The organism is Salinivibrio sp. AR640 (assembly GCF_001995405.1).
GTDB lineage: Bacteria > Pseudomonadota > Gammaproteobacteria > Enterobacterales > Vibrionaceae > Salinivibrio > Salinivibrio costicola.
The window spans coordinates 77,288-101,698 of record NZ_MUFD01000004.1; the positions used below are offsets into that span (position 1 = coordinate 77,288).

Consider the following 24,411-nt stretch of genomic DNA (forward strand, 5'->3'; position numbering starts at 1 on the left):
CCTAGCGGTTAGGCTTCATACCGCTTTCTGTCAGCGGTCACACCATCTGGTGGCGTATACGCAAGTAGTAGCGTATACGCAAGTAGTAGCTTATGCGCAAGAATATCGCTTAGGCCAATACCATTCCCGGTTCAGCAAATGCCACAGGAGAGGTTTCAGTCTCTTCAAATGTGACCCACTCCCACGCTTCTTGATCGGCCAACACCGCGCGTAACAGCTTGTTGTTTAAGGCATGGCCTGATTTGTAGGCGCGCATTTCACCAAGAATACTGTGTCCACACATGTACAAGTCACCAATGGCATCCAGGACTTTGTGCTTAACCAGTTCATTGTCAAAACGTAGGCCGTCTTCGTTCAAAATGCGATAATCATCCAGAACAATCGCGCAGTCAAAGCTGCCACCCAAACACAAGTTTTGTGACTGCAAGTATTCGATATCACGCATAAAACCGAAGGTTCGCGCGCGGCTCAAGTCTTTAATAAAAGATTGACTTGAGAAGTCGAGCACCAAGTTTTGTTGCTCCGATTCAATCGCCGGATGGTCGAATTCGATGGCAAAGTCGAGACGGAAGCCATTATAAGGCAACAGTTCCGCCCACTTATCATCGTCTTCAATGCGAACAGGCTTTTTGATACGAATGAATCGTTTTGGCGCATTTTGGACATCGATACCCGCAGACTGCAGCAAGAAAATAAACGGACTTGAACTGCCATCCATAATCGGAATTTCTGGCGCATTCACTTCGATAATGATGTTATCGATACCCATTCCTGCAATTGCAGCACTGAGATGCTCAACGGTTGAGATGCGAACACCCGCGTCATTCACTAAGGCGGTGCACAGCATGGTATCGCGCACATCCTCAGGGTTGGCCGGAAAATCAACCGGCGGCTCCATGTCAGTGCGACGATAAATCACACCGGTGTTGGCAGGAGCCGGACGCAGAGTAAGCGTAACCTTACGCCCAGAGTGGAGACCCACACCAGTCGTTTGGACCATACTTTTCAATGTTCGCTGTCTAATCATCGGCTTATCTCAACTTTTTCTTAAAAAAGTGTGCTCTGCGTCACTCATTACCCTGTCACCTTAGACAAGGGGAGCGAGATGGTAGCACATCACTGGCTACAAACCAAGCAATTGCGATCAGTCAGCTTGTTTACGCAAAAACGCAGGAATATCGAGATAATCATGCTCAGTCTGCGATTTTGGTGCTGCATTCGATGAAGCAGCTGGCTGCTCTTTCGCCGCTGGGTTTGAACTTGCCGCCTGAGGTTTATCCTGCAAAGGCTGTGCCTTTTTAGGCTCGGCTTTTGCTTGCCCAGACTGTGCATTGGTGACCAAGGTAATGTCTGGCTTACGTTCGTTGCCAATCCCGGTCGCCACCACAGTCACTCGCAGCTCATCGCTCATTTCTGGATCCATCGACGTTCCGATCACCACAGTGGCATTGTCTGATGCAAATGCTTTGACGGTGTTACCCACGGTCTCGAACTCATCAAGACGCATATCAAAGCCTGCTGTAATGTTGACTAGCACACCACGCGCACCCGCCAAGTCGATGTCTTCAAGAAGTGGGCTAGAAATTGCCATCTCTGCCGCTTCTTCAGCACGATCTTCGCCCGTTGCAACACCACTGCCCATCATTGCGTGTCCCATTTCTGACATCACAGTGCGTACGTCAGCAAAGTCGACGTTAATATGGCCAGGGCGTGTGATCAGTTCTGCAATCCCTTGTACGGCATTGCGTAACACATCGTTCGCCTTCGCAAAGGCATCCAGCAAGGTAATGCCGCGACCTAGCACCTTAAGCAATTTTTCGTTGGGAATCGTAATCAGCGAGTCAACTTGCTTTGACAGCTCTTCGATTCCTTGCTCGGCAAACGCCAGTCGCTTTTTACCTTCGAAGCTGAAAGGTTTGGTGACCACAGCAACGGTCAGAATCCCCATTTCTTTCGCGATTTCCGCGATAACAGGCGCTCCCCCGGTGCCGGTACCACCGCCCATTCCGGCTGCGATAAATACCATATCGGCACCTTCGAGCTCAGCTTTAATCGCATCGCGATCTTCGAGTGCGGAATCACGCCCAACTTGCGGATTTGCCCCCGCGCCAAGTCCTTTGGTGATATCACCGCCAATTTGAATGACCGTGCCGACACTGCTTTTCCGTAGTGCTTGGGCATCCGTATTAATGCTAATAAAGTCAACCCCTTCGATTGACTCACGCACCATATGTTCAACGGCGTTACCACCGCCACCGCCAATGCCGACGACCTTAATCACCGCATCGTCAGACATTTCCATCATCGGTTCAAACATGAGTTCTCTCCGTCCTTCCTGTTCGCATCAGGGTTAAAATTCTTTCTTAAACCAGCTACTCAGCGTCTTAATCCAGCTAGCCACAGCCCGCTTTTGTTCTGGTTCACTCGTTTCTGTCAGCAAGCTTTCTTTACCGTAGTGTAAAAGCCCAACCGCGGTTGCATAGCAAGGCGCTTGTACATAATCAGTCAGTCCCGTGACATTGGCTGGCTGTCCAACACGCACTTGGTTTTGGAACACGCGTTCCGCGCATTCAACCAGCCCGTGCATTTGTGATGCCCCGCCAGTAAGCACTATTCCAGCTGCCATTTGATGTTTCACACCATCGCTACGCAGTTTTTCTTGAATGGCGACTAATTTTTGATTCACCAGTCCCAACAATTCTGAACAACGCGGCTCAATCACTTCAGACAAGGTTTGTCGCTGTAACGTCCGCGACGGGCGTCCACCCACGCTCGGCACATTGACTTTTGCATCCTTATTCACCAACTCACTCAATGCACAGCCATATTTCACTTTAATGTCTTCTGCATCCGCCAGTGGGGTGCCAAAGGCATAGGCTATATCGCTGGTGATCACATTGCCCGCGTAAGGAATGACCTCGGCATGCCGAAGTGCGCCGCCAGTCCAAACTGCAAGATCCATGGTGCCGCCGCCAATATCGGCCACGCACACGCCGAGCTCTCGTTCATCTGGCGTGATCACCGCATGGCTCGCTGATAGCCCGGAGAAAATCAGTTGATCCACTCTAAGACCACAACGCTCCACGGCTTTCTCAATATTTTTCGCGGTATCATTGTGACATGTGATGAGGTGCACACTGGCTTCCATCCTTACGCCAGATAGGCCGAGCGGATTTTTGATCCCTTCTTGGTAATCGATTTTGTATTCTTGCGGGATCACATGCAGCACGCGCTGCTCATCACTGATTTTGACCGACTTTGCGGTATGAATCACGTTGTCTATATCGTCTTGGGTAACCTCTTCATCCGAAATTGTCCCCATGCCTCTCTCAGTTTGGCAGTGAATGTGCTTTCCTGACAAAGAAAGATAGACAGAACTGATTTGGCAATCGGCCATCATCTCTGCTTCATTCACCGCACGCTGAACAGATTTAACCACAGATTCTAAGTCGTTAACGCCACCCTTATCCATGCCGCGTGATGGGCTGCTGCCCACACCCAGTACGTTGATGGTGCCGTCTGGCAGTACTTCACTGACCAGAGTAGACACTTTGGACGTCCCAATATCGAGCCCAACTATCAGTGACTTATCTGTCGTTTTATTCATTCACACCATCTCTTAATCTTGGCTATTCGCGGGGCCTGTTTCGCTTTTCCAGCCAACGGCCGCGCCCGTGTCATAACGCAAATCTACATAGGCAATTGTTTTATCTTGCGCACTGATCCGCGGGTATAACGCGACCAAGCGAGCAAGCCGTTCTTGCCGGGCTGTCCGCCCTAACTCAATCCGTACGCCATCTCGTGTCACGATACGCCAAGACCGACGTTTATTCAGTGACAGCGCTTGTATCGATAAACCAATTTTCCGCAGTTTCTTTTCCAGTTCACGACTCGTCGCCAGCACTTCTTCAGCTGAGCCGGGTGTGCCGTGTAGCGAAATTAACGATTTGTCAGCCACATCACTGGGTGAACCATCAAAAACCTCACCGCTTGGTGTGAGCAACTTTTGCCCGTTCCAAATCGCACTCGCGCGATATTCAGTGATGTGCACCTTCAAGGTATCCGGCCATTGCTTTCTCACGGCCACATGCTTCACCCAAGGCAGAGCCTCAATGCTGCTCTGGATGCTATCCACATCCTGCAGCATAAAGCTCTTTAACTCGCCCACTGACAACACCGCCTCTCGGACTTGCGTCGCTGTCACGTAAGTCTGGTCGCCTTCGAGCATCAGTTGCGATAAGGGGAGCTGCTGCTCATCACTCATCCAATCAATCACACGAGCTAGACCAAAGAGCATCAGGATAATAACCCCAATTAAAAACGCGAGTGATGCGCTTTTTTGGCGATCCAGCTGCACCATTCCTTGCACTCGTGTAAGGGCATTAACCATGCTCATACCTATCTTATCGCCTTGTGTCGATGCTACTTGACACTCATCGCGAAAAAACCGACTGATTATAGCGATCCCGCGCCAAGCACTCCAACACAGATATGCATTTTCATACATAAGCTGGGATCTATTGCGCGCATTTTGGCTCCTGAACGCGATAAAAATCTATTTTTTGGTCACCAAGAGCGCAATTGCGCGCCGTTTTTACGTTGCCAACTTGTGTTTTATTGTGCCATTTCAGCCTTGTCTAGCTGTTTTGCCGCTAAGTTTTTCGCTACTTTACCAATATCTCCCGCCCCTTGTGTTAAAACCAAGTCATTCGCTTGAATAACATTGGCGAGCGCGGAGGGTAAGGCGTCGGCATTCGGCACAAAAATCGGGTCCAGCTTACCGCGAGCGCGAATGCTACGACAAAGACTTCTCCCATCGGCTCCCGCAATCGGGGTTTCACCAGCCGCATACACATCTAGCATCAGCAACACGTCGACTTTTTCCAACACGTTGGCAAAATCATCATAAAGATCGCGCGTACGACTATAGCGATGTGGCTGAAAAATCATAACCAAGCGATGGTTTTGCCAGCCAGCGCGTGCGGCTTTAATCGTGACATCCACTTCGCTAGGGTGATGGCCGTAATCGTCCACCAGCAAGGCAGTGCCGTCATCGACCGGGAACTCGCCAAGTTGATCGAAACGGCGTCCCGTCCCAGCAAAATTAGCGAGGGCACGTAAAATAGCGTCGTCGTCCACGCCGTCTTCGGTTGCTACCGCAATCGCTGCTGCCGCATTCAGGGCGTTGTGCTGGCCTGGCGTGTTCAAGCGAATGGTCAAGGTTTCGCGGCCAGGGCGTGTCACTTTAAAAATGCCACATTGCCCATGTTGCTGGTAATCATGTAAACATACATCCGCATCCTGCGAGAACCCATAGGTGATCACTTGACGACCAATCGACGGAATTAACTCGCGAACCACGGGATCATCAATGCACACCACCGCTAAACCATAGAACGGCAGATTATGGAGAAAGTCGATAAACGTCTGTTGCAGTTTTGCGAAACTACCGCCATAGGTATCCATGTGATCCGCTTCAATATTGGTCACAATGGCGACCATAGGCTGCAAGTGTAAAAACGACGCGTCGCTCTCATCCGCCTCTGCAATCAAATAACGACTGCTTCCCAAACGTGCATTGGTGCCCGCACTTTTTACTAACCCGCCATTCACGAAAGTGGGATCCAGGCCTGCCTCAGAAAAGATCTGCGTTACCATCGCGGTCGTGGTGGTTTTGCCGTGGGTGCCGGCAACGGCAATACCATGCCGGTAGCGCATTAATTCGGCAAGCATTTCTGCCCGTCTGACCACCGGGATCCGTAAAGCTTTTGCCGCTTCAACTTCCGGGTTGTCAGCTTTAATCGCTGTTGATACCACCACCACACTGGCTTGTTCTATATGGCTCGCTTGATGACCGATAAAGATCTGCGCCCCCATGGATGCCAATCGCTCCGTGACGATATTCTGTGCAAGATCCGAGCCGGTTATTTGGTAACCTTCATTAATCAGCACCTCAGCAATACCGCACATGCCTGCACCGCCAATCCCGACAAAATGGATCCGCTTGACCCGGCGCATTTCCGGGATCATGGCGCGAAGTTTTTCCAGCTGCTGATTATCCAATTTACCCATTATCTATTCTCTATGTGTTTGCGTGTGCGGTAATAGCATCCGCAACGCGGGCATCTGCATCAATAATGGCAGCGTCACGCGCCGCCGTCGCCATCGCTAACAGGCGGTGGCGGTCTAACCGATTGATTGTTTCCGCCAGTGACTGGGCGGTCAGTGATGGCTGCTCAATCATTAAAGCCGCACCACGGGAGACTAAGTAATCACCGTTGAGTGCTTGTTGCCTATCTGCATGCATAAAGGGGACAAAAATCGCCCCAACGCCAGCCGCCGCTAATTCAGACACGGTAAGCGCGCCGCTTCGACAAATTACCACATCGGCCCAAGCGTAAGCCTCGGCTACGTCATCAATAAATTCGCTCACATCAACATCGACCATTCCGGCGTGTTGATAAGCGGAAAGCGTCTTTTCCGCATTATTTTTTCCGGCTTGATGACGCACCGTCACCGACTGTTCTAGCCGTGGCATTGCCTCAGGCACCGTTTGATTGAGGATACGTGCGCCTTGACTGCCCCCCATCACCAAAATACGTAGTGCACCTTGACGGTCTGCGAATCGTTGCGCGGGATCCGGGAGGTCACACACGTCTCGACGTACGGGATTCCCAACCACCGGCTGCCCATCAAACGCGCCCGGGAAGGCTTGCAACACTTGCTTGGCAACTTTGGCTAACCACTGATTGGTCAGCCCCGCCACGGCATTTTGCTCATGGAGGATCACTGGCACACCACTTAACCAAGCGGCGATTCCGCCTGGGCCACTGACATAACCGCCCATGCCCAACACCGCATCGGGTTTGACACGTTTAATCACTTGGCGTGCCTGCCAAATGGCACTGACAATCATCCAAGGGGCTCGTAGCTTGCGCATCAGTCCGGATCCAATCAAGCCTTTGACACGAATAAATGCGATCTCGATACCATATTTGGGAACGAGTTCGGCTTCCATGCGATCAGCGGTACCGAGCCAACAGATGTCCCATCCCTGCTTTTCTAAAAACTTGGCGACCGCAAGGCCGGGAAAGACATGACCACCGGTCCCGCCTGCCATCACTAATAATCGTTTTTTAGTCATGTTTATGATCTTTACCTTGATAAGGGGTTTTTTGGTGCGCTTGAGACGTCGCTAAGCGGTATTCGTGATCAATGCGCAGTAACAAGGCCACCGCGACCGCCATAATCACCAAGCTCGATCCCCCGTAGCTGATCAGTGGCAAGGTTAACCCTTTGGTCGGCAACATGCCCGCCGCCGCACCGACATTCACCAGGGTTTGAAAGGCAAACCAAATGCCAATGCCAAAGGCTAAAAAACCACCGAATAACTGGTTTTGCGCCAGACAGTGCTTTCCAATGAAAAGCGCTTTGAATACGAGGAAAAAAATAAGACACAGAATCACACTCACACCCACGAGCCCGAGTTCCTCGGCAATGACCGCAAAGACAAAGTCAGTGTGCGCCTCCGGTAAATACTCTAACTTTTGAATCGAATTCCCTAGCCCTTGGCCAAACCAGCCGCCACGTCCAAATGCCATCAGAGATTGCGTCAGCTGGTAGCCGCTGCCAAACGGGTCTTGCCAAGGATCTAAAAACGCAGTGACTCGCCGCACTCGATAGGGTTCAGCAATGATTAAGCCCGCGACCAAGGTCAGGCCCGTCATCAACAAGGCGATAAACTGCCACAATTTTGCCCCAGCCATAAACAACATGCCCACGGTGGTCACAAACATCACCACCACTGAGCCTAAATCTGGTTGAATCAGCAACAACCCCGCAAACAGCAGCAACACAGCCAGCGGCTTGGCAAAACCACGGAAATGTTCACGGACTTCACCATGGCGGCGCACCAGATACCCGGCTAAAAAGACAAATAAAGATAACTTGGCAATCTCCGCCGGTTGGATATTGATCCCCGCGATAGAAATCCATCGTACCGCGCCATTGACCGAGCGACCCACCACCAACACCGCCAGCAAGAGAATCGATGAGATCAATAACATGTAGCCACTGTAGCGCTGCCAAAGTTTGACAGGGATATACATCACCGCCACCGCCGCCAACATGGCAACCAGCAAATAAAAGGCATGGCGTTTGGCAAACAAAAAGGGGGCATCCGCCAGTCGTAATCCAACTGGGAGCGAGGCTGAGGTGACCATGACAAGGCCAATAACCATTAGGAGCAGAGACGTCCACACCAATTGGCGATCGTACAGTACCCCCGGCGATGGCGTTCGGAGCCACTGCCAACAATATTTGGGGAATGCACGCACTGCTGTCATAACGGCCTCGCGATAACAGATTCTACGCCGGCAACAAACGCCTGACCACGAGCGGCAAAGTTAGTAAATTGATCCAAACTTGCACACGCTGGCGACAGCAATACCATGTCGCCTTTCGTTGCAGCCGTTGCCGCGGCATCGATGGCGTTTTGCAGGGTATCAAAGCACTGTGCCGACGCGTCCAGTGCGGCTAATTGGGCTTGATCTTTACCAAAACAGTAAAGCCTGACAGGTAACTTGGCGAGTGCAGGCTGCAACACACTAAAGTCGGCGCCTTTACCCTCTCCGCCTACTAACAAGTGTAAGTAACCGCTCACTTCAAGACCATCAAGCGCCGCTAACGTACTGGCAACATTGGTGGCTTTGGAGTCATTCACCCAGATCACACCTTGGTGCTCAGCGACTTTTTGACAACGATGTGCCAGTCCAGTGTAAGTGCGCAGCGCGGTGATTTGAGCGGGCTGGCTCACCCCGACACTATCAGCCAATGCCATGGCCGCGAGGCTGTTTGCTACATTATGGCGACCAACAAGGCTCAGTGAGGACACCGGTAGCACAGGCTTTCCTTGCGCCGATAACCACGCTTGCCCATCGTCAGTGCACAAACAGTAATCGCCCTGGCTAAAGCCAAACAAACACATGTCGGCATCAATCTGTGTCTGTGCATCATCTGCATTGCCGATCAAGGTAGTTGCATGGGTAAAAATACGACATTTCGCCGCCCGATAATCCGCCAAGCTTTGATACCTGTCCATGTGATCTTCTGAGAAGTTCAAGAAGGCGGCGCCTTGAAGGGTCAATGACTTAGTGGTTTCCAATTGAAAGCTGGACAGCTCTAACACATAGAGGTCGTGGCCTTTGTCGAGCAAATCCAGTGCCGCCACGCCGATATTACCGCCCACGCCCACATTAATGCCGTCCGCTTTCGCCATTTCTCCCACCAGCGCCGTGACCGTACTTTTGCCATTTGAGCCGGTAATCGCCACTGCGGGCTTATCGCAGTACCAAGCGAAGAGTTCAATATCACCAACAATGGGCGTGCCCGCGGCATGAACAGGCGCCAAGACGGGGGTGGCAAGCGAGATACCAGGATTAATCACCACCAAGTCAGCTGACGCCAGCCATGCCGAATGCCAGCTTCCCGTATGTCGTGCGACCGTCTCTGGCAGCTGCGCCTCTCCAGGAGGGGATTGGCGCGAATCCATCACGCGGATCATGGCGTCAGGATGATGGCGAGCAATAAAGTTCACCACTGAGAGGCCGGTGATCCCCAGCCCCATCACCACGATATGCTTAAACTCGGTTAATGTGCGGTGGCCTGGTTGCGTCATGGTTAACGGACCTTCAAGGTGGCGAGGGCAATCAACACCAGCATCAACGAAATAATCCAAAACCGTACGATCACCCGAGGCTCTGGCCAGCCTTTCAATTCATAATGGTGATGAATCGGCGCCATACGGAAAATCCGTTGTCCCCGCAGTTTGTACGAGCCTACCTGCAAGATCACTGAGATGGTTTCCATCACGAACACCCCGCCCATGATGATCAATAGCAATTCTTGACGGACCAGCACGGCGATTGTGCCCAATGCACCGCCCAACGCCAGTGAGCCCACATCGCCCATAAAAACTTGCGCCGGATAAGTGTTGAACCACAAAAAGCCCAGCCCCGCGCCAACAATGGCCGCACAAACCACAACCAGTTCACTGCTGTACTCGATATACGGAATATGCAGGTAGCTGGCGAAATTGACGTTACCGGTCGCCCAAGCAATAAAGGCGAAGCCGCCGGCAACCATCACGGTTGGCAAAATGGCCAAGCCATCTAAGCCATCAGTAAGGTTCACCGCATTGCTAGTTCCCACGATGACAAAGTAAGTGAAGACAATATAAAACAGACCAAGCTGGGGCATCACGTCTTTAAAGAAAGGCACCACCAGTTGTGTCGCCGCGGTGTCATTGCCATGGGCGTAGAGCGCGAACGCCACCCCGAGTGCGATCGCAGATTGCCAAAAGTACTTCCAGCGGGCGACTAATCCATCGGTATTTTTACGCACTACCTTGCGGTAGTCATCAACAAAACCAATCGCACCGTATCCCAGTAGCACGACCATCACAGCCCACACATAGGGGTTGGATAAATCGGCCCACAACAAAACGGTTAAACTAATGGCAGCAACAATTAAGACCCCGCCCATCGTCGGCGTACCGCGTTTGCTAAAGTGAGATTCGGGGCCCTCCTCGCGAACAACTTGACCAATCTGCATCGACTGTAAACGTCGAATCAGACGTGGGCCGGCCCAAAGCGAGAAAACCAATGCCGTCAGTGCACTAACAATGGCGCGAAATGTCAGGTATTCAAACAAGCGCATTGAGGGTAAAAGGTTTTGTAGTACTTCCGCTAGCCATAAAAGCATTAGCAAGCCTCCTTGATTGCGGTGACAACCGCTTCCATCGCCATCCCTCGGGCGCCTTTAATCAGTATCGTGTCAGGTGTTTGTGTTTTTATCATGGCTACTACGTGCGCAATCAGCGCCTCTTTACTGTCAAAATGATCGCCGCCACAGCGTTCGCTGATCACACGGCTATCGCGTCCGGTCGTGAAGACACGGTTAACGGCAGCTTGCGCCGCATGCTCTCCAACTTCACGGTGCATTTGCTCACTGTACTCGCCCAGCTCTGCCATATCACCGACGATCAACCAACGCTCACCTGGATAGCTGGCTAAAACATCAATGGCAGACTTCATCGCTGGGACACTGGCGTTATAGGTATCATCAATCAGCCGTAACCCTGGGCGAGGCTCACTCACTTGTGTGCGTCCTGCGACGTTTTCTACCGACTCAAGCCCGGCCACGACATCCACCAGACTCACGCCGGGTAACTGCATCGCCGCACAACCGGCCATTAACGCATTAATAATATTGTGCTTGCCCGGTAGCGGCAGCATCACCGACTGTTGGCTCTGTCCGTCACTCAGCGTGAGCTGATAACAGCCCACGGTTGTCAGGGCACTATCAATCAAGGTCAGGGGGGCGGCTTGCGTGTCTGTTACCGCAATCACCTGCTTATCTGCCAGGACGTCACCCCATGTATCACCACCGTGGCTACCCTGATTCACCAACGCTATCCCGCCTTCGGGCAGCCCTTGATAAATTTCGCCTTTGGCAACAGCCACGCCCTCTAATGAGCCGAACCCTTCGAGATGGGCCGCGGCTAAGTTAGTGACCATGGCAATATCAGGCTTGACCAATGATGTGGTATAGGCAATTTCACCAATATGGTTAGCACCGAGTTCAATCACCGCATAGTGGTGTGCAGGGGTGAGTCGAAACAACGTCAGCGGGACACCGATATCATTATTGAAGTTGCCGGCAGTCGATAACGTGGGTCCTTTCTGTGCCAAGATCGCCGCCAACATTTGTTTGACTGTGGTCTTACCGCAGCTCCCCGTGATCGCAATGGTCGGCACCTGGCATTGCTGTTTGACCCAAGCGCCTAACTGACCCAGGGCAAGGCGTGTATCGTCCACCAGCAATTGGGGAATATCAATGTCCAACTGGCGCGAAACCACCATCGCGGCGGCGCCTGATGCTTTTGCCTGCTCAGCAAAATCGTGGCCATCAAAACGGTCACCTTTAAGCGCGACAAACAGTGCCCCCGCGCGCAGCTCACGCGTATCGGTGGTAATGGCATCGATCGGCGGCGTGCCCGACGCGTGATCGGCATAATACACAGTGGCTCCTATCGCATTCGCCAATGTGCTGAGGGTTGTCCGAATCATGATAACTCCTTGAGTCGCGCCGCGACCGTCTCGCGGTCAGAGTAATGCACCTTGCCATGCGCGAGCACTTGATAGTCTTCATGGCCCTTGCCCGCCACCAAGACAATGTCGTCGGCTTGCGCTTGCTCGATGACCTGCGTCACCGCTTGAGCGCGGTCATGCTCTACCCGTACACGTTCGGGGTTTTGCAGCCCCGCGAGCATATCTTGCGTGATCGACTCAGGGGCCTCACCGCGAGGGTTATCATTGGTCAACACCACCTTGTCAGCATGCTGTTCAGCCACTCTGGCCATCACCGGGCGTTTACGCGTATCACGATCGCCGCCACAGCCAAATACACACCAAAGTGCGCCGTGGCAATGACGTCGTAAGGCCAGTAGTGCTTTCTCAAGCGCATCGGGCGTGTGAGCATAGTCAACCACCACGGTCGGTTTGTCAGGCGCAAGAAAAACCTCCATGCGCCCCACAACCGCTTGTAGCTGCTGACTACTCGCCAACAAGGTTGATAACGAATAACCCAGCCCCAGCAAGGTCGCCAGGCTCACGAGGAGGTTGCTGACATTAAAATCACCCACTAACTCTGCATACATGTCACCCTGGCCCCACGAGGAGTCAATACGAACACAGACCCCCTCGGTGGTGTAGGTCACCGACTGTGCCAGTACATACCGGCCGGCGTGAGCACTTAATGCGTCGGGCTGCATGGCGACGGCAATCGCGTCAGGCCATTGCTGGAGCCAAGTGCGCCCCACGGCATCGTCAGCGTTTATCACTTTGAGCGGAGAGCCCAAATCAAACAATTGTTTTTTCGCCGCCGCATAAGCGTCTAAGGTGCCGTGATAGTCGAGATGATCATGGCTTAAATTAGTAAACACAGCCGCATCCAATGCCAGGCTCGCGACTCGTCCTTGGACTAAACCATGTGAAGACACTTCCATCGCGACATGGCGTGCACCTTGCTGCGCAAACGCCGCAAGCTGGGCTTGAATACCAATGGCATCGCCCGTGGTGTTTTCCGCCGCTTCTAATTGGCCAATAAAGCCATTGCCAGTGGTGCCCATCACCGCGGTCCGCTCACCTAAGGCATCTAACCACTGTGCAATCAATTGGGAGACTGTGGTTTTACCATTGGTGCCGGTCACGCCAATCATGCCTATGTGCTGTTGCGGGTGCTGATAAAAACGCGCGGCTAATGCCGATAAGGAAGCAGGTAAAACGCATAAACTGATGAGCGGCACATTCTGATGCCACTGCACAGCATTTTGCTCCGCTTGCTGCACCACAGCCACAGCACCGGCCTGAATCGCGGTATCGATAAACTGGCGACCATCAACTTGGTGGCCTTTTATCGCCACGAATACATCACCTTGACGGATTTTGCGGCTATCTAAGGATAGGTGCCGTACCGGCATCGAGGGCACATCCGCCAGCCAAGGGCTCAGCCATTGGTTTAAATCATTCATCGCCATTCACTTCATTTGCATGCTTTGCCACTTGCAACGCCGGACCCGTACCGGCATCCGGTGCAATGTTTAAAATCTGGAGTGCGCTTTTCATCACGCTCGAAAACACAGGTGCCGCGACCTGCCCCCCATAATATTTGTCGCCTTGCGGCTCGTTGATCACCACCACCATGGCCAGCTTAGGATCGCTAATGGGTGCCAGCCCCGCGGTGTAACCAATATATTCGTCGCCATAGCCACCGGCGACAGCGACTTTCGCGGTCCCGGTTTTGGCGCCAACGCGATAGCCATCAACCGCGGCACGACGCGCACTGCCGCCTTCTTGGGTCACCCCTTCCAACATTTGCAGGACTTTATAGGCATTTTCGCGCGAGGCAACTTGCTTACCTTCTGTGACGCCTTCACGCTTTAAAATGCTCAGTGGTCGATTAATGCCCAGCGACCCTAGCGTGGCATAAGCACGCACAAGCTGAGTCGGTGTCACCGATAATCCATAGCCAAAGGCTAGCGTGGCACGTTCAAAATCTGACCAACGACGCCGAGAGGGGAAATGGCCCACTGATTCACCAACCAGCTCAACGCCCGTACCGGTGCCGAGTCCAAAGCTGCCATATTGACCTAATAAGGTCTCTACAGGCATGGCTAATGAGAGTTTACTCACACCGATATTACTGGATTTTTTGAGAATACGCGCAAGGTTAGCTTTGCCGACTTTAGAAACATCACGCACTCGACTGCCACCGATTTGCATAATGCCGTTGCCGGTATCTATTACGGTGTCCATATCGGCAACACCGTTTTCTAACGCAGTGAGTACCACAAAAGGCTTCATGGTTGAGCCCGGTTCAAACACATCAGTAATCGCGCGATTACGCATGTTAAAGCTTTTGAGTGAGCTACGATTATTGGGGTTATAGGAGGGGGCGTTGACCATGGCCATCACTTCACCGGTCTTCACGTCCACCATCACCAAAGAGCCCGAGGTGGCGCGGTAATCGGCGACGGCTTGTTTGATAGCACGATATGCAATGGCTTGAAGACGCTGATCGATGCTTAGCGTCAGCGACTGGCCTTCTTTTTTATCTTCGGTGGCAATATGCTCCACGACACGGCCAAATCGGTCTTTACGCACCGTGCGTTTACCATGCTCACCGGCCAACCAATCATCAAATCGGCGTTCGATCCCTTCTAAACCATGGCCGTCAATCCCAGTCATCCCAACAAGGTGTGCACTGACTTCCGCACTGGGATAAAAGCGGCGTGACTCAGCTTTTAACCCTATGCCAGGTAACTCAAGCTTATCAACGTACGCTGCCATGGCTGGGCGCACTTGACGTTGCAGATAAATAAAACGCCGCTGCCGATTAGCCTGAATTTTATCAATCAAGGCTTGCCGATCTAACCCCAAAACATCCGCAAGCGCATGCCAGCGATCGACGTTTTTTAATCCTTGGTGTTTGAATACCGTCACCGGATCCGCCCACACGGCTTGAACGGGCACACTGATCGCGAGTGCCTCACCTTGACGGTCGGTGATCATGCCTCGCGCGGAAGGAACCTGCTCTGTTCGTATCGAACGCAGATCCCCTTCGTGGCGTAATCGATCGGGCTCAATCACTTGGATATAAGCGGCGCGCGCCACCAAGGCAGCCAAGGCTAAGCCAATAAATACGCAGACGAGACCAAAGCGCCACTGAATCAATACCGGTGGCGCTTTGGGTGTACGGCGATTAGTTGACTTAGTAGAACGTTTTTTCACCGGTCGTTACTCAAAGGTCGCGTTACAATCACTTCGTTCTCACTGGTGGGACGAATCATGTCAAAAGACTGACGCGCCACGGATTCTACATGGCTATGTTCAGACAACGCATTTTCCTCTAACAATTGATTGCGCCACTCCACTTCAAGGGTTTCACGTTGCTCTAATAGCGCGTCCTGTTTGGCAATCAAATTACGCGTTGATTGGGTCATCGATACCACGGCAATCGCCGAAACCAATACCGCCAGCAGTAACCCTAATGGCAACTTCCCGATTGCCAATACATCCTGGCCTATCTGCTTAGCGAGGCTTGGGCGCGGTTTCATGCGTTATCCTAACTTTTCCGCCACGCGTAATACCGAGCTTCGCGCCCGGGCGTTATGCGCCACTTCTTCCGCGGACGGTTTAATCGCCTTGCCAATCGGCTTCATTGCCGCCGAACCGAGCTCGGCAATCTGTGCTTCGGTCAAAGGCACCCCTTTGGGCACATCCGGTCCTTTACTTTGCTTACGGATAAAGCGCTTGACCATGCGATCTTCTAACGAGTGAAAGCTAATCACTGATAAGCGTCCACTCGGGGCTAAACTGGCGAGCGCGCCTTGCAGGGCTTGCTCGATTTCATCCAGCTCACTGTTGATGTAAATCCGAATCGCTTGAAAGCTACGTGTCGCAGGATGCTTTTTCTTCTCTCTAAACGGCACCGCGTGATCAATCAGCTTGGCAAGCTGATTGGTCGTGGTCAGCGCAGGTGCTTCTTCATCTTCACGGTGACGAACAATGGCATTGGCAATCCGGCGCGCAAAACGCTCTTCGCCAAACACTTTTAATACCCAAACAATATCATCGACACTGGCGGTTTCTAACCACTGTGCGGCCGACTGGCCGGTGCTCGGATCCATACGCATATCAAGCGGGCCATCATGCATAAAACTGAAGCCACGGCTAGGATCGTCAAGCTGGGGCGAAGACACACCCAAATCAAGGAGGATCCCATCGACCTTTTCCGCTAGCCCACGCTCACTGAGGTACGACGCTATCTCAGAAAACGGGCCATGAATAATCTGGAAACGCGGATCATCGATGGAATTTGCCTCTTCGATCGCGCGTGGATCGCGATCGATAGCATACAGGCGACCGTTATCACCCAATTGCGACAAGATATGGCGCGAGTGACCGCCGCGACCAAAAGTACCATCGACATAGATGCCATCGGGTTTAATCGCAAGGCCGTCCACTGATTCAGTTAATAGGACGGAAACATGGGTATATTGTTCTGACATACATTCACTTCATTATTTACAATGAGAGGTCTGCTAACCGCTCACTGAGCATCGGGGTTGATTCCGCCTGTGTGTCCATATCCTGGCGAATTTGTGCCTGCCACGTCTGCTCGTCCCAAATCTCAAATTTGTTGAGTTGGCCAACCAGCATCGCTTTGCCGTCTAACCCGGCATATTGGCGCAAGGTCGCAGGCAGTAATAAGCGACCTTGTCCGTCCATTTCACAGTCAAACGCATGGCCAAGTAATAAACGCTGCAGGCGTCGCTCTGCAGGTTGAAAGCTGGATAACTGCGATAACTTCGCCTCAATCACTTCCCATTCCGGGACCGGGTACAGCGCCAAACAAGGAAGTTGGTGATCGATCGTGCACACAAACTGGCCATCACAATGGTGAATTAACCCATCGCGATAGCGCGTTGGCAGAGCAAGTCGCCCTTTTTTATCGACCGAAATGGCGCTGACGCCACGTAACATGACGTTATTTTCCCTTTTTCACCAAGATTATCCACTTTACACCACATTTTCCCACCCAGAAGTGTACGTAGCAGGTAAAAAGAAAGTCAAGCAAGCCATGACAGTGAGCAAGATCACACCTAGGGATATTAAAGAAGGTTTTCAGCGGCTTAATCAATACACAAAAAAGCCGATGACATTCGGTTATAACCAAATCGTCTGACTCAAACGCTGAAAAAGAGAGGGCGAGCCAAAAAGGCTCGCCCTAAAAGGAGGTGAGTTGGCCTGTAAGCCGGGTTCTGTACCGTAAAAACGGTGGTAACCATTCGTCTAGGCCTGCAATCGCTCACAGGCTCCAGCAACCTACCCGTCCCCAAACGCGGGCCGCGCCAATAGGGACCTATTTGGTCTTGCTCCGGGTGGAGTTTACCGTGCCACGAACTGTTGCCAGTCGCGCGGTGCGCTCTTACCGCACCCTTTCACCCTTACCTGTGCTCCGAAGAGCCATCGGCGGTATACTCTCTGCTGCACTGGTCGTAGGCTCGCGCCTCCCAGGCGTTACCTGGCACCCTGCCCTGAGGAGCCCGGACTTTCCTCCCCTTTATCAGTCTCCCAAAGGACATCAATAAAGCAGCGATTACCCGGCCAACTCGAGCGGGGGAGTATATAGAAGAATATTCACGCAAGCCAGCGTAAATCGCGCTCAGCTATAAATTCTCTAGGCCCCATTTATAGAGTGCGTTTTTTTTCACCGCATATAATTCCGCGACTAACGCGGCTGCTTTTTTTAACGGTAACTCGGCCGCCAATAGACCCAGCGCATGACACGCCGCGGTTGGCAAAGCCGTTTTATCCGCGCGATGGCCGGCGACCAATAACACCATTTCTCCGCGTAAGCGGTTAGGATCCTCACTCAACCACTCAATGAGTTCACCCAACGGTGCCCCATGGATGGTTTCAAAGGTTTTCGTTAGTTCGCGCGCCAACACCACGCGACGTGCGTCGCCCAGTACCTCGCGCATATCCGCCAAGCTGTCACGAATACGGTGCGGTGACTCATAGAAAATTAAGGTACGCGGATCATCGGCCAATTCACGGAACGTATCTTGTCGCGCTTTTGTCTTAGGAGGCAGGAACCCTTCAAAACTAAAACGGTCTGAAGGCAAACCCGATGCACTTAATGCGGTGACTACCGCGCAGGCGCCAGGCAACGGGACCACTCTGACACCCGCCTCACGGCATTGGGTGACCAGGTGATATCCCGGATCGCTAATCAAGGGGGTGCCAGCATCAGAGACTAATGCAATCGACTGGCCTTGTTGCAGGCGCGTTAACAATGCAGCGGCTTTCTGCTGTTCATTGTGCTCATGCAACGCAAAAGTTTTCGCACTAATCGAAAAATGCGATAGCAACCGAGCCGTATGACGCGTATCTTCGGCCGCGACCACGTCGACACTGGCTAAAACATCAAGAGCACGCTGGGTAATATCAGCCAAATTACCAATCGGTGTTGGCACAATATACAGCGTGGGGTGAGCATGGTCGGATAGATTTGCATCAGTCATTTGTTTAACAACCCTTCGGCGATTAAGATAGGGGCAACGTTGTCACGGTTGAAATATGTTCATGGTTAAACTTACCCAGAAGCGTCAAAGTGTAACACGACTTATTACCCCTGTAGCCTTAGCATTGGCTTTAGCGGCTTGTAGTGCGCCGTCCACCACGCCAACTGCGCGTGATGTCATCAGTCAACCGGCAACGGAAAATTCGACATTTTATTTGTTGCAGGCCGAAACCAGCCAAGGTGAAAAGCAAAATGACTGGTTTTTACTGGCGATAAAAGCGCTAATTAACGAGCAGCAATTGAACCAAGCGGATGTGCTGCTGCAGCGCTTGGCTGAGCGCAATCTTAATACGGACCAGCGTATTGAATGGACACTCGCGCGTGGGCGCTTTTTGGCACAAACCGGCAAGCTAACCCAAGCCGATCAAGCGTTGGCCTTATCCCCTGATTGGCAGCTCACCGAGGGACAATATGTCCGTTTTTACCAGCAAAAAGCCAAAATTGCGCGTCAGCAAGGCAATGCCCTGGACGCGGTCAACAATCAGCACCGGTTAGCCAGCTATATTGAATCCGACCAAGCTCAGCAAGCATGGAACACGCTGTGGCAAGATTTACAATCGCTCAACCAGCGCGAGATCAAACAGCTTCAATCCAGTGATGATGACATCCTTGCCGGTTGGGTCACCTTGTTGGACATCGCGCGCCGCTACACCCGCGATCTGGCCGAGATGCAAAGCCAATTAGATGCCTACTTGGCGTCGCACCCTACGCACCCCGCGAACCAGTATTTACCGGATAATTTGGCCGATATCCAAGCACTGACCATCACACAACCCACTAATGTAGGGGTAATGCTACCACTGACGGATAAATTTGCTGATCAAGGGGATGCCATTCGTGATGGCTTTATTGAAGCCATGCTTGATGCGAAAACAGATCAACGCCCTCGTGTGCGCTTTTACGATACCAACGCCATGGATGTCGATGCGCTCACGCAACGTATCCGTGATGACGGCATCGACTTCGTGGTGGGGCCACTGCAGAAACATAAAGTCGCCGCAGTCAGTGACGCGCTCGCCGGCCAAGTGCCTTTATTGGCGCTTAACCAGCCCACGGATGAAAATTATACGCAAGGTGTGTGCTACTTCACCTTGTCACCCGAACAAGAAGCCGCGCAAGCCGCCGACCGTCTTCACCAGCAGGGGTATCAGTTCCCCTTAGTGCTCTACCCTGACTCCGCCTTTGGTCAACGGATCCGTGATGCATTTTCCGCCCGCTGGCAGTCACTCACCGATACAGACGTTGAGCAAGCGCCTCTCGGTGATCGTGATAAAATGCAAGCACGCATTCGTGATATCTTTGGTTTAGACGCCAGTCAGCGCCGCATTTCACAACTGAAAAAACTCACCGACTTACCCTTACAATCGCAAGCCCGTAGCCGTCGCGATATCGACGCCGTTTATATGGTGGCCGGTGCCGCTGAGCTGACCTTATTAAAACCCTTTATTGAGGTCGCGATTAATCCCGATGTCTTGCCGCCGAAACTCTATGCAAGCTCGCGTAGCAATAACCGCGCCGATGGCATGGGCCAATTAGCCGAGCTTGAAGGCATCGAATTCAGTGATATTCCTCTATTAGTGCACGCCCAAAGCGATGCGTATAAAAGCTATCAACAGCGTCATCCATCGCCAAGTAACAACACCACGCGCTTACATGCCTTGGGGATGGATGCTTACCAGCTGCTGAAGGGGCTACCACAAATGCAAGCCCAGCCGGGTTATCAGCTAAATGGTCAAACGGGGCAACTCTCACTCGCCGATCAGTGTATTATCCACCGTCAGCTAGACTGGGCGCGATTTGGTCAAACCGCCATTGAGCCTGTTGAGACGGAATCTCGCGGAGAGGCGCAGTGAAACAGCCTCAGTCCAGAGCAACAGGACAGGCTTACGAAGCACACGCTTGCCAATACCTAATGCGCCACGGGCTGAGTCTGCTCGATAAAAACGCCCATAGTCGTCGCGGCGAGATTGATCTTGTGATGCGCGATGGCAGTTGCTTGGTGTTTGTCGAGGTGCGTTTCCGGCGCGGGCACGGCTTTGGTGGCGCGGCGGCGAGCATTACCGCCACCAAACAACGTCGTTTAATTCTCGCCGCTGAGCGTTGGATGCAATGCCGCGGCATCAAAAGTATGCAAACCGAATTTCGCTTTGACGCTGTCACCTTTGATGGCAGCGTTGAGGCGGTCAACTGGATTCAAAACATTGTTCAAGGGTAAGTCATGCTAGAGAGCATTAAAGAGAGCTTTACCGAAAGTATTCAAACCCAAATCGCGGCCGCAGAAGCGATTCCCGAGTATCTATCACAATCGGCACAAGTAATGGTGCAAAGCCTACTTAACGGCAACAAAATCTTGTGTTGTGGTAATGGCGGTTCCGCCGCGAATGCCCAGCATTTTGCGTCTTGCCTGTTAAATCGCTTTGAGACTGAGCGTCCCAGCTTACCGGCTTTGGCGCTCACCACAGACACTACCACCTTAACCGCAGTGGCCAACGACTACAGCCACGATGAAGTCTTCTCCAAGCAAGTACGAGCGCTAGGGCAAGCGGGCGATGTGCTTCTGGCCATATCCACCAGCGGCAACAGTAAAGACATCATCAAAGCGATGGAAGCTGCCGTGACCCGTGATATGACCATTATTGCGTTAACCGGGAAAGACGGCGGCGAAATGGCCGGGTTGCTTGGCCAGCGTGATGTCGAAGTCCGTATTCCCTCGCAACGTACCGCGCGCATTCAAGAAGGACACCTACTCACTGTCCATTGCTTGTGTGACCTGATTGACCAAGTCCTCTTTCCTTCTCACGGAGAATAATTCATGCGCGTTATCATGACCTTGATATTGGCACTGACGCTGCAAGCGTGTTCCGCCATTTATTCCTCCGATCCTCGTACGACCGGAGAAGAGTGGCACGATACCCAAATTGGTCTCAATACCGCCGGGATCGTGAACAAAGCCCCGTTCAAAAATAAGCTTCGCGTTAAAGCGGCATCGTTTCAAGGGCAAGTTCTGTTAGTCGGGCAAAGCACCGACCAGGCCCTCACCCAGCAACTGGTTGAACGGGTCCGAGCCCTGGATAACGTCGATGTTGTCTATAACGAAGTCCGTGAAACGCCAATGGTTGGCTTGGCCGATATCAGTACGGATAGCTGGCTAACGACCCGAGTCAAAGCAGCCTTTGTCGCCGATGACCAGTTACGCGCGGTAAATATCAAGGTGGTCACTGAAGCCCGCGAAGTGTTTTTAATGGGCGCCGTCACCCAATCACAAGCGGACCAAGCGGTTGAGATAGCGCGCAATATTCGCGGTGTAGAAGGCGTGGTTAAGGCGTTTGAATACCTAGATGCGCCTCAATCTAAAAAAGATTAACGTTAAAAGACGTATTCTTTTGTGTGGGCCGGCATGATTGCTGGCCCTCTTATTTTCCGTCTTCATTCTTTTCTCGTCCGTTTCCACCGCATAGCATCTGCATTAGCTTTCTGATTGCCTCTCTATTTTCTTATTAAAAACAAACACGTCACATAGTCTATCCATTTAGCAACATAGGCAGATGATAATCGTAACAATACGCATTTTTAATGTGATTTTATTGGTTATTTTGATCTCGCCTTGATATAGTCCCGCCCCACAATCAAATGAGAACTATTTGCATAGGAGTATGACATGCATTTACGTTTAAGACCGCTCACCCTTGCTCTTATCGCCGCGGGAACGCTCAGTCTGCCCGCTCATGCTCAAGACCCAAAGCCGGTCGAGACAGTGACTGTCACCGCTGACAGCCTACAAGGCAAAATAGCGGTTAATGCCGAAGCGCTTGAAGCACGTCAGGCACAAGATCTAGAAGACATGTTCCGCGATACCGCCAGCATTAACGTCGGCGGCGGGATTGGCACCGGACAAAAGGTCTATCTGCGCGGTGTTGAAGATACCAACCTCAACATTACCGTTGATGGTGCAGCTCAAGGTGGCTACCTGTTCCATCACCAAGGGCGTTTAAATATTGAGCCTGAATTACTCAAACGTGTTGGCGTAGAGTCCGGACCTGCTAGCGCTGATAGTGGCCCTGGCGCATTAGGAGGTAGCGTCCGCTTTGAAACCAAAGATGCGCAAGACATGCTTCGCGCAGGGCAAGATATCGGTGCCCGTTTTTCCGCCGGCCACGAAAGCGCGGCAAATGCGACCTCGGGCAGTTCCGCTGTGTATGGTCGCCTTGGCGAATCACTGGGCATTCTTGCCTACATGAAAGGTCGCAATAGTGACGACTATCGTCACGGTGGTGGTGATTTACAACCTGCTACTGCCAGCCAACAGCGAAGCTACTTGATCAAGCTTTCGCTTCTTGAGCACGGTGATCATGATGTTCGTGTTAGCGCCGAACGTCGGACGGATGAGGGCGATTACTTTATCCGTGCGCACATGCCTGAATTCAGCCGTCAGTCACAGAGCTATCAAGAAACCGAGCGCGAAACCTTCTCTTTCCAACATCGCTGGGCGCCGGATTCTAACTGGATTGAACTGACCACCAAGCTCTATCAAAACACCCTCGACCTTGATCGCATTGAGAGCCAGACATTCAGCCGTTCACGCAATATTGGCGGTGATATTCGTAATCGTATGCGTTTCAATACCGGTGCTTTGCAGCATGACCTCACCGCTGGCATCGATATGTTCGAGCAAAAAACCGACAATATCGACTATAAAGAAGCGAATGGTCCTAACAACCAAGACAAAGCCAGAAACATTGGTGTTTTCTTGCAAGATAGAATGACAATCGGCGACCTTGGCATTGCTTGGGGTGCCCGTTTTGATGATTACCACACCGATTATGGCCAAGCAGGCGAGATCGATGGCAGTAAAGTATCACCGAACCTACAACTGAGCTATCAAGCCACTGATAACCTCCGTCTTCATGCTGGCTACGGCGAAGCCGTGCGCGGTGCCAAAACCCGCGAAGTATTGTTGATCGGTGGTGCCGTTGATGTGGAAAAAGGCTTAAAGCCCGAACAAGCTAAACAAGCTGAAATCGGTGTTGAATGGCAAGGTTATGGGATGCTAGCCGAACAAGACATCCTGAGTTTTGCAGTCACTGGCTTTAATACTCAAATAGAAAACTACCAGGCGTATGATCGCGGTAGTGACCCACACTACCTTTACAATCTAGAGGATGATGTGACGAGCCAAGGTGTCGAAGCCAGTGTTAACTGGGCGCTCAAGCAGCTCGATACCCGACTGAGCTATAGCTACGTCGACATGGAAGATGAAAATGGCGATCCTTTGGGCGACGCCATGGCAATTGGCGCGTCAGTCGGTAACACTTGGGTGTGGGATACGCAATATCAGCTAGTCGATACCGATGTGAGCTTAGGCTATACCCTTACCGGAGTGGAAAGGCTGACCGATGTGCCAGAAGGTAAACACGAGAAACCTGGTTACATGGTTCATGATGTACGCGCACAGTGGCAGCCAGCAGCCTATCAGGGGCTTACTGTTTCACTCGCGGTCAATAACCTGCTCGACAAAGAATACAGCGAGCATAGCTCGTTTACCTTAAGCAGCGGCAATAGCATGCCTGAGCCTGGGCGCGATGTTCGTTTAGGTATGAGCTACAGCTTCTAAACCACACTTAGAGAATGATCAAATAAACTAAGGGCCGATATGTTATCGGCCCTTTTTTAATCTCTTCACGCTCGCGATTGATTTGCCAAAGC

21 protein-coding genes and 1 other RNA gene are annotated in these 24,411 nt (G+C 52.1%); 5 read left to right on the plus strand and 17 right to left on the minus strand.

Going from position 1 to position 24,411, the window contains the following annotated elements; genetic code table 11:
• Window positions 1-109 precede the first annotated feature (109 nt).
• The 17 genes from lpxC to rsmI all read right to left on the minus strand — a co-directional run bounded on the left by lpxC (window position 110) and on the right by rsmI (window position 18,649).
• Window positions 110-1,027, minus strand: a complete 918-nt coding sequence (lpxC, locus tag BZG75_RS03735) for a UDP-3-O-acyl-N-acetylglucosamine deacetylase (RefSeq protein ID WP_025744297.1) — start codon at window positions 1,025-1,027, stop codon at window positions 110-112.
• Window positions 1,028-1,144: 117 nt separating this feature from the next.
• Window positions 1,145-2,317, minus strand: a complete 1,173-nt coding sequence (gene ftsZ, locus BZG75_RS03740; protein WP_021022615.1) for a cell division protein FtsZ — start codon at window positions 2,315-2,317, stop codon at window positions 1,145-1,147.
• 33 nt (window positions 2,318-2,350) lie between these two features.
• Window positions 2,351-3,607 (minus strand): cell division protein FtsA, encoded by a 1,257-nt coding sequence (ftsA, locus tag BZG75_RS03745; RefSeq protein WP_077576203.1) that lies wholly within the window; start codon window positions 3,605-3,607, stop codon window positions 2,351-2,353.
• Between the two features lie 12 nt (window positions 3,608-3,619).
• Window positions 3,620-4,390 carry a cell division protein FtsQ/DivIB gene (locus BZG75_RS03750; RefSeq protein ID WP_164837537.1) on the minus strand — a complete coding sequence of 257 codons (771 nt, stop codon included), beginning with the start codon at window positions 4,388-4,390 and terminating at the stop codon, window positions 3,620-3,622.
• 224 nt (window positions 4,391-4,614) lie between these two features.
• The gene (murC, locus tag BZG75_RS03755; RefSeq protein WP_077576204.1) at window positions 4,615-6,072 is read right to left on the minus strand and encodes a UDP-N-acetylmuramate--L-alanine ligase; all 1,458 of its coding nucleotides are present in this window, start codon (window positions 6,070-6,072) and stop codon (window positions 4,615-4,617) included.
• Between the two features lie 10 nt (window positions 6,073-6,082).
• Window positions 6,083-7,144 (minus strand): undecaprenyldiphospho-muramoylpentapeptide beta-N-acetylglucosaminyltransferase, encoded by a 1,062-nt coding sequence (murG, locus tag BZG75_RS03760; RefSeq protein ID WP_077576206.1) that lies wholly within the window; start codon window positions 7,142-7,144, stop codon window positions 6,083-6,085.
• Entirely contained in the window at window positions 7,137-8,345 is a 1,209-nt protein-coding gene (gene ftsW / locus BZG75_RS03765) for a cell division protein FtsW (RefSeq protein WP_077576207.1), read from the minus strand. The genes murG and ftsW overlap by 8 nt, the downstream gene beginning before the upstream one ends.
• Entirely contained in the window at window positions 8,342-9,676 is a 1,335-nt protein-coding gene (murD, locus tag BZG75_RS03770) for a UDP-N-acetylmuramoyl-L-alanine--D-glutamate ligase (RefSeq protein ID WP_077576209.1), read from the minus strand. The genes ftsW and murD overlap by 4 nt, the downstream gene beginning before the upstream one ends.
• 2 nt (window positions 9,677-9,678) lie before the next feature.
• Entirely contained in the window at window positions 9,679-10,761 is a 1,083-nt protein-coding gene (gene mraY / locus BZG75_RS03775; RefSeq protein ID WP_077459863.1) for a phospho-N-acetylmuramoyl-pentapeptide-transferase, read from the minus strand.
• Window positions 10,761-12,128, minus strand: coding sequence for a UDP-N-acetylmuramoyl-tripeptide--D-alanyl-D-alanine ligase (locus BZG75_RS03780; protein WP_077576211.1), 1,368 nt, complete (start codon window positions 12,126-12,128; stop codon window positions 10,761-10,763). The genes mraY and BZG75_RS03780 overlap by 1 nt, the downstream gene beginning before the upstream one ends.
• A complete protein-coding gene (gene murE, locus BZG75_RS03785; protein WP_021022624.1) occupies window positions 12,125-13,597 on the minus strand; it encodes a UDP-N-acetylmuramoyl-L-alanyl-D-glutamate--2,6-diaminopimelate ligase in 1,473 nt (490 codons plus the stop codon). Before murE ends, BZG75_RS03780 begins: the two co-directional genes overlap by 4 nt.
• Window positions 13,584-15,350, minus strand: coding sequence for a penicillin-binding transpeptidase domain-containing protein (locus tag BZG75_RS03790; protein ID WP_021022625.1), 1,767 nt, complete (start codon window positions 15,348-15,350; stop codon window positions 13,584-13,586). The genes murE and BZG75_RS03790 overlap by 14 nt, the downstream gene beginning before the upstream one ends.
• Complete coding sequence (ftsL, locus tag BZG75_RS03795; RefSeq protein ID WP_077459866.1) at window positions 15,347-15,676, minus strand: cell division protein FtsL; 330 nt, start codon at window positions 15,674-15,676, stop codon at window positions 15,347-15,349. Before ftsL ends, BZG75_RS03790 begins: the two co-directional genes overlap by 4 nt.
• Before the next feature lie 3 nt (window positions 15,677-15,679).
• On the minus strand, window positions 15,680-16,630 hold the full coding sequence (rsmH, locus tag BZG75_RS03800; RefSeq protein WP_077576212.1) for a 16S rRNA (cytosine(1402)-N(4))-methyltransferase RsmH: 951 nt from the start codon (window positions 16,628-16,630) through the stop codon (window positions 15,680-15,682).
• 16 nt (window positions 16,631-16,646) lie between these two features.
• Window positions 16,647-17,105, minus strand: coding sequence for a division/cell wall cluster transcriptional repressor MraZ (mraZ, locus tag BZG75_RS03805; protein WP_021022628.1), 459 nt, complete (start codon window positions 17,103-17,105; stop codon window positions 16,647-16,649).
• A 251-nt stretch (window positions 17,106-17,356) separates the two neighbouring features.
• Window positions 17,357-17,737: RNase P RNA component class A (gene rnpB, locus BZG75_RS03815), an RNA gene on the minus strand.
• Window positions 17,738-17,791: 54 nt separating this feature from the next.
• A complete protein-coding gene (gene rsmI / locus BZG75_RS03820) occupies window positions 17,792-18,649 on the minus strand; it encodes a 16S rRNA (cytidine(1402)-2'-O)-methyltransferase (protein WP_021022630.1) in 858 nt (285 codons plus the stop codon).
• Window positions 18,650-18,710: 61 nt separating this feature from the next.
• Between rsmI and BZG75_RS03825 the strand changes: the two genes are divergently transcribed.
• From BZG75_RS03825 to BZG75_RS03845, 5 genes are all read left to right on the plus strand, one after another.
• Window positions 18,711-20,561, plus strand: a complete 1,851-nt coding sequence (locus tag BZG75_RS03825) for a penicillin-binding protein activator (protein ID WP_158009958.1) — start codon at window positions 18,711-18,713, stop codon at window positions 20,559-20,561.
• Window positions 20,558-20,923, plus strand: coding sequence for a YraN family protein (locus BZG75_RS03830; protein ID WP_077576216.1), 366 nt, complete (start codon window positions 20,558-20,560; stop codon window positions 20,921-20,923). The genes BZG75_RS03825 and BZG75_RS03830 overlap by 4 nt, the downstream gene beginning before the upstream one ends.
• Window positions 20,924-20,926: 3 nt before the next feature.
• Window positions 20,927-21,517 (plus strand): phosphoheptose isomerase, encoded by a 591-nt coding sequence (locus BZG75_RS03835; RefSeq protein WP_021022633.1) that lies wholly within the window; start codon window positions 20,927-20,929, stop codon window positions 21,515-21,517.
• A gap of 3 nt (window positions 21,518-21,520) precedes the next feature.
• A complete protein-coding gene (locus BZG75_RS03840; protein ID WP_077576218.1) occupies window positions 21,521-22,072 on the plus strand; it encodes a BON domain-containing protein in 552 nt (183 codons plus the stop codon).
• 294 nt (window positions 22,073-22,366) lie between these two features.
• Entirely contained in the window at window positions 22,367-24,319 is a 1,953-nt protein-coding gene (locus BZG75_RS03845; RefSeq protein WP_077576220.1) for a TonB-dependent receptor domain-containing protein, read from the plus strand.
• Window positions 24,320-24,411: the final 92 nt, after the last annotated feature.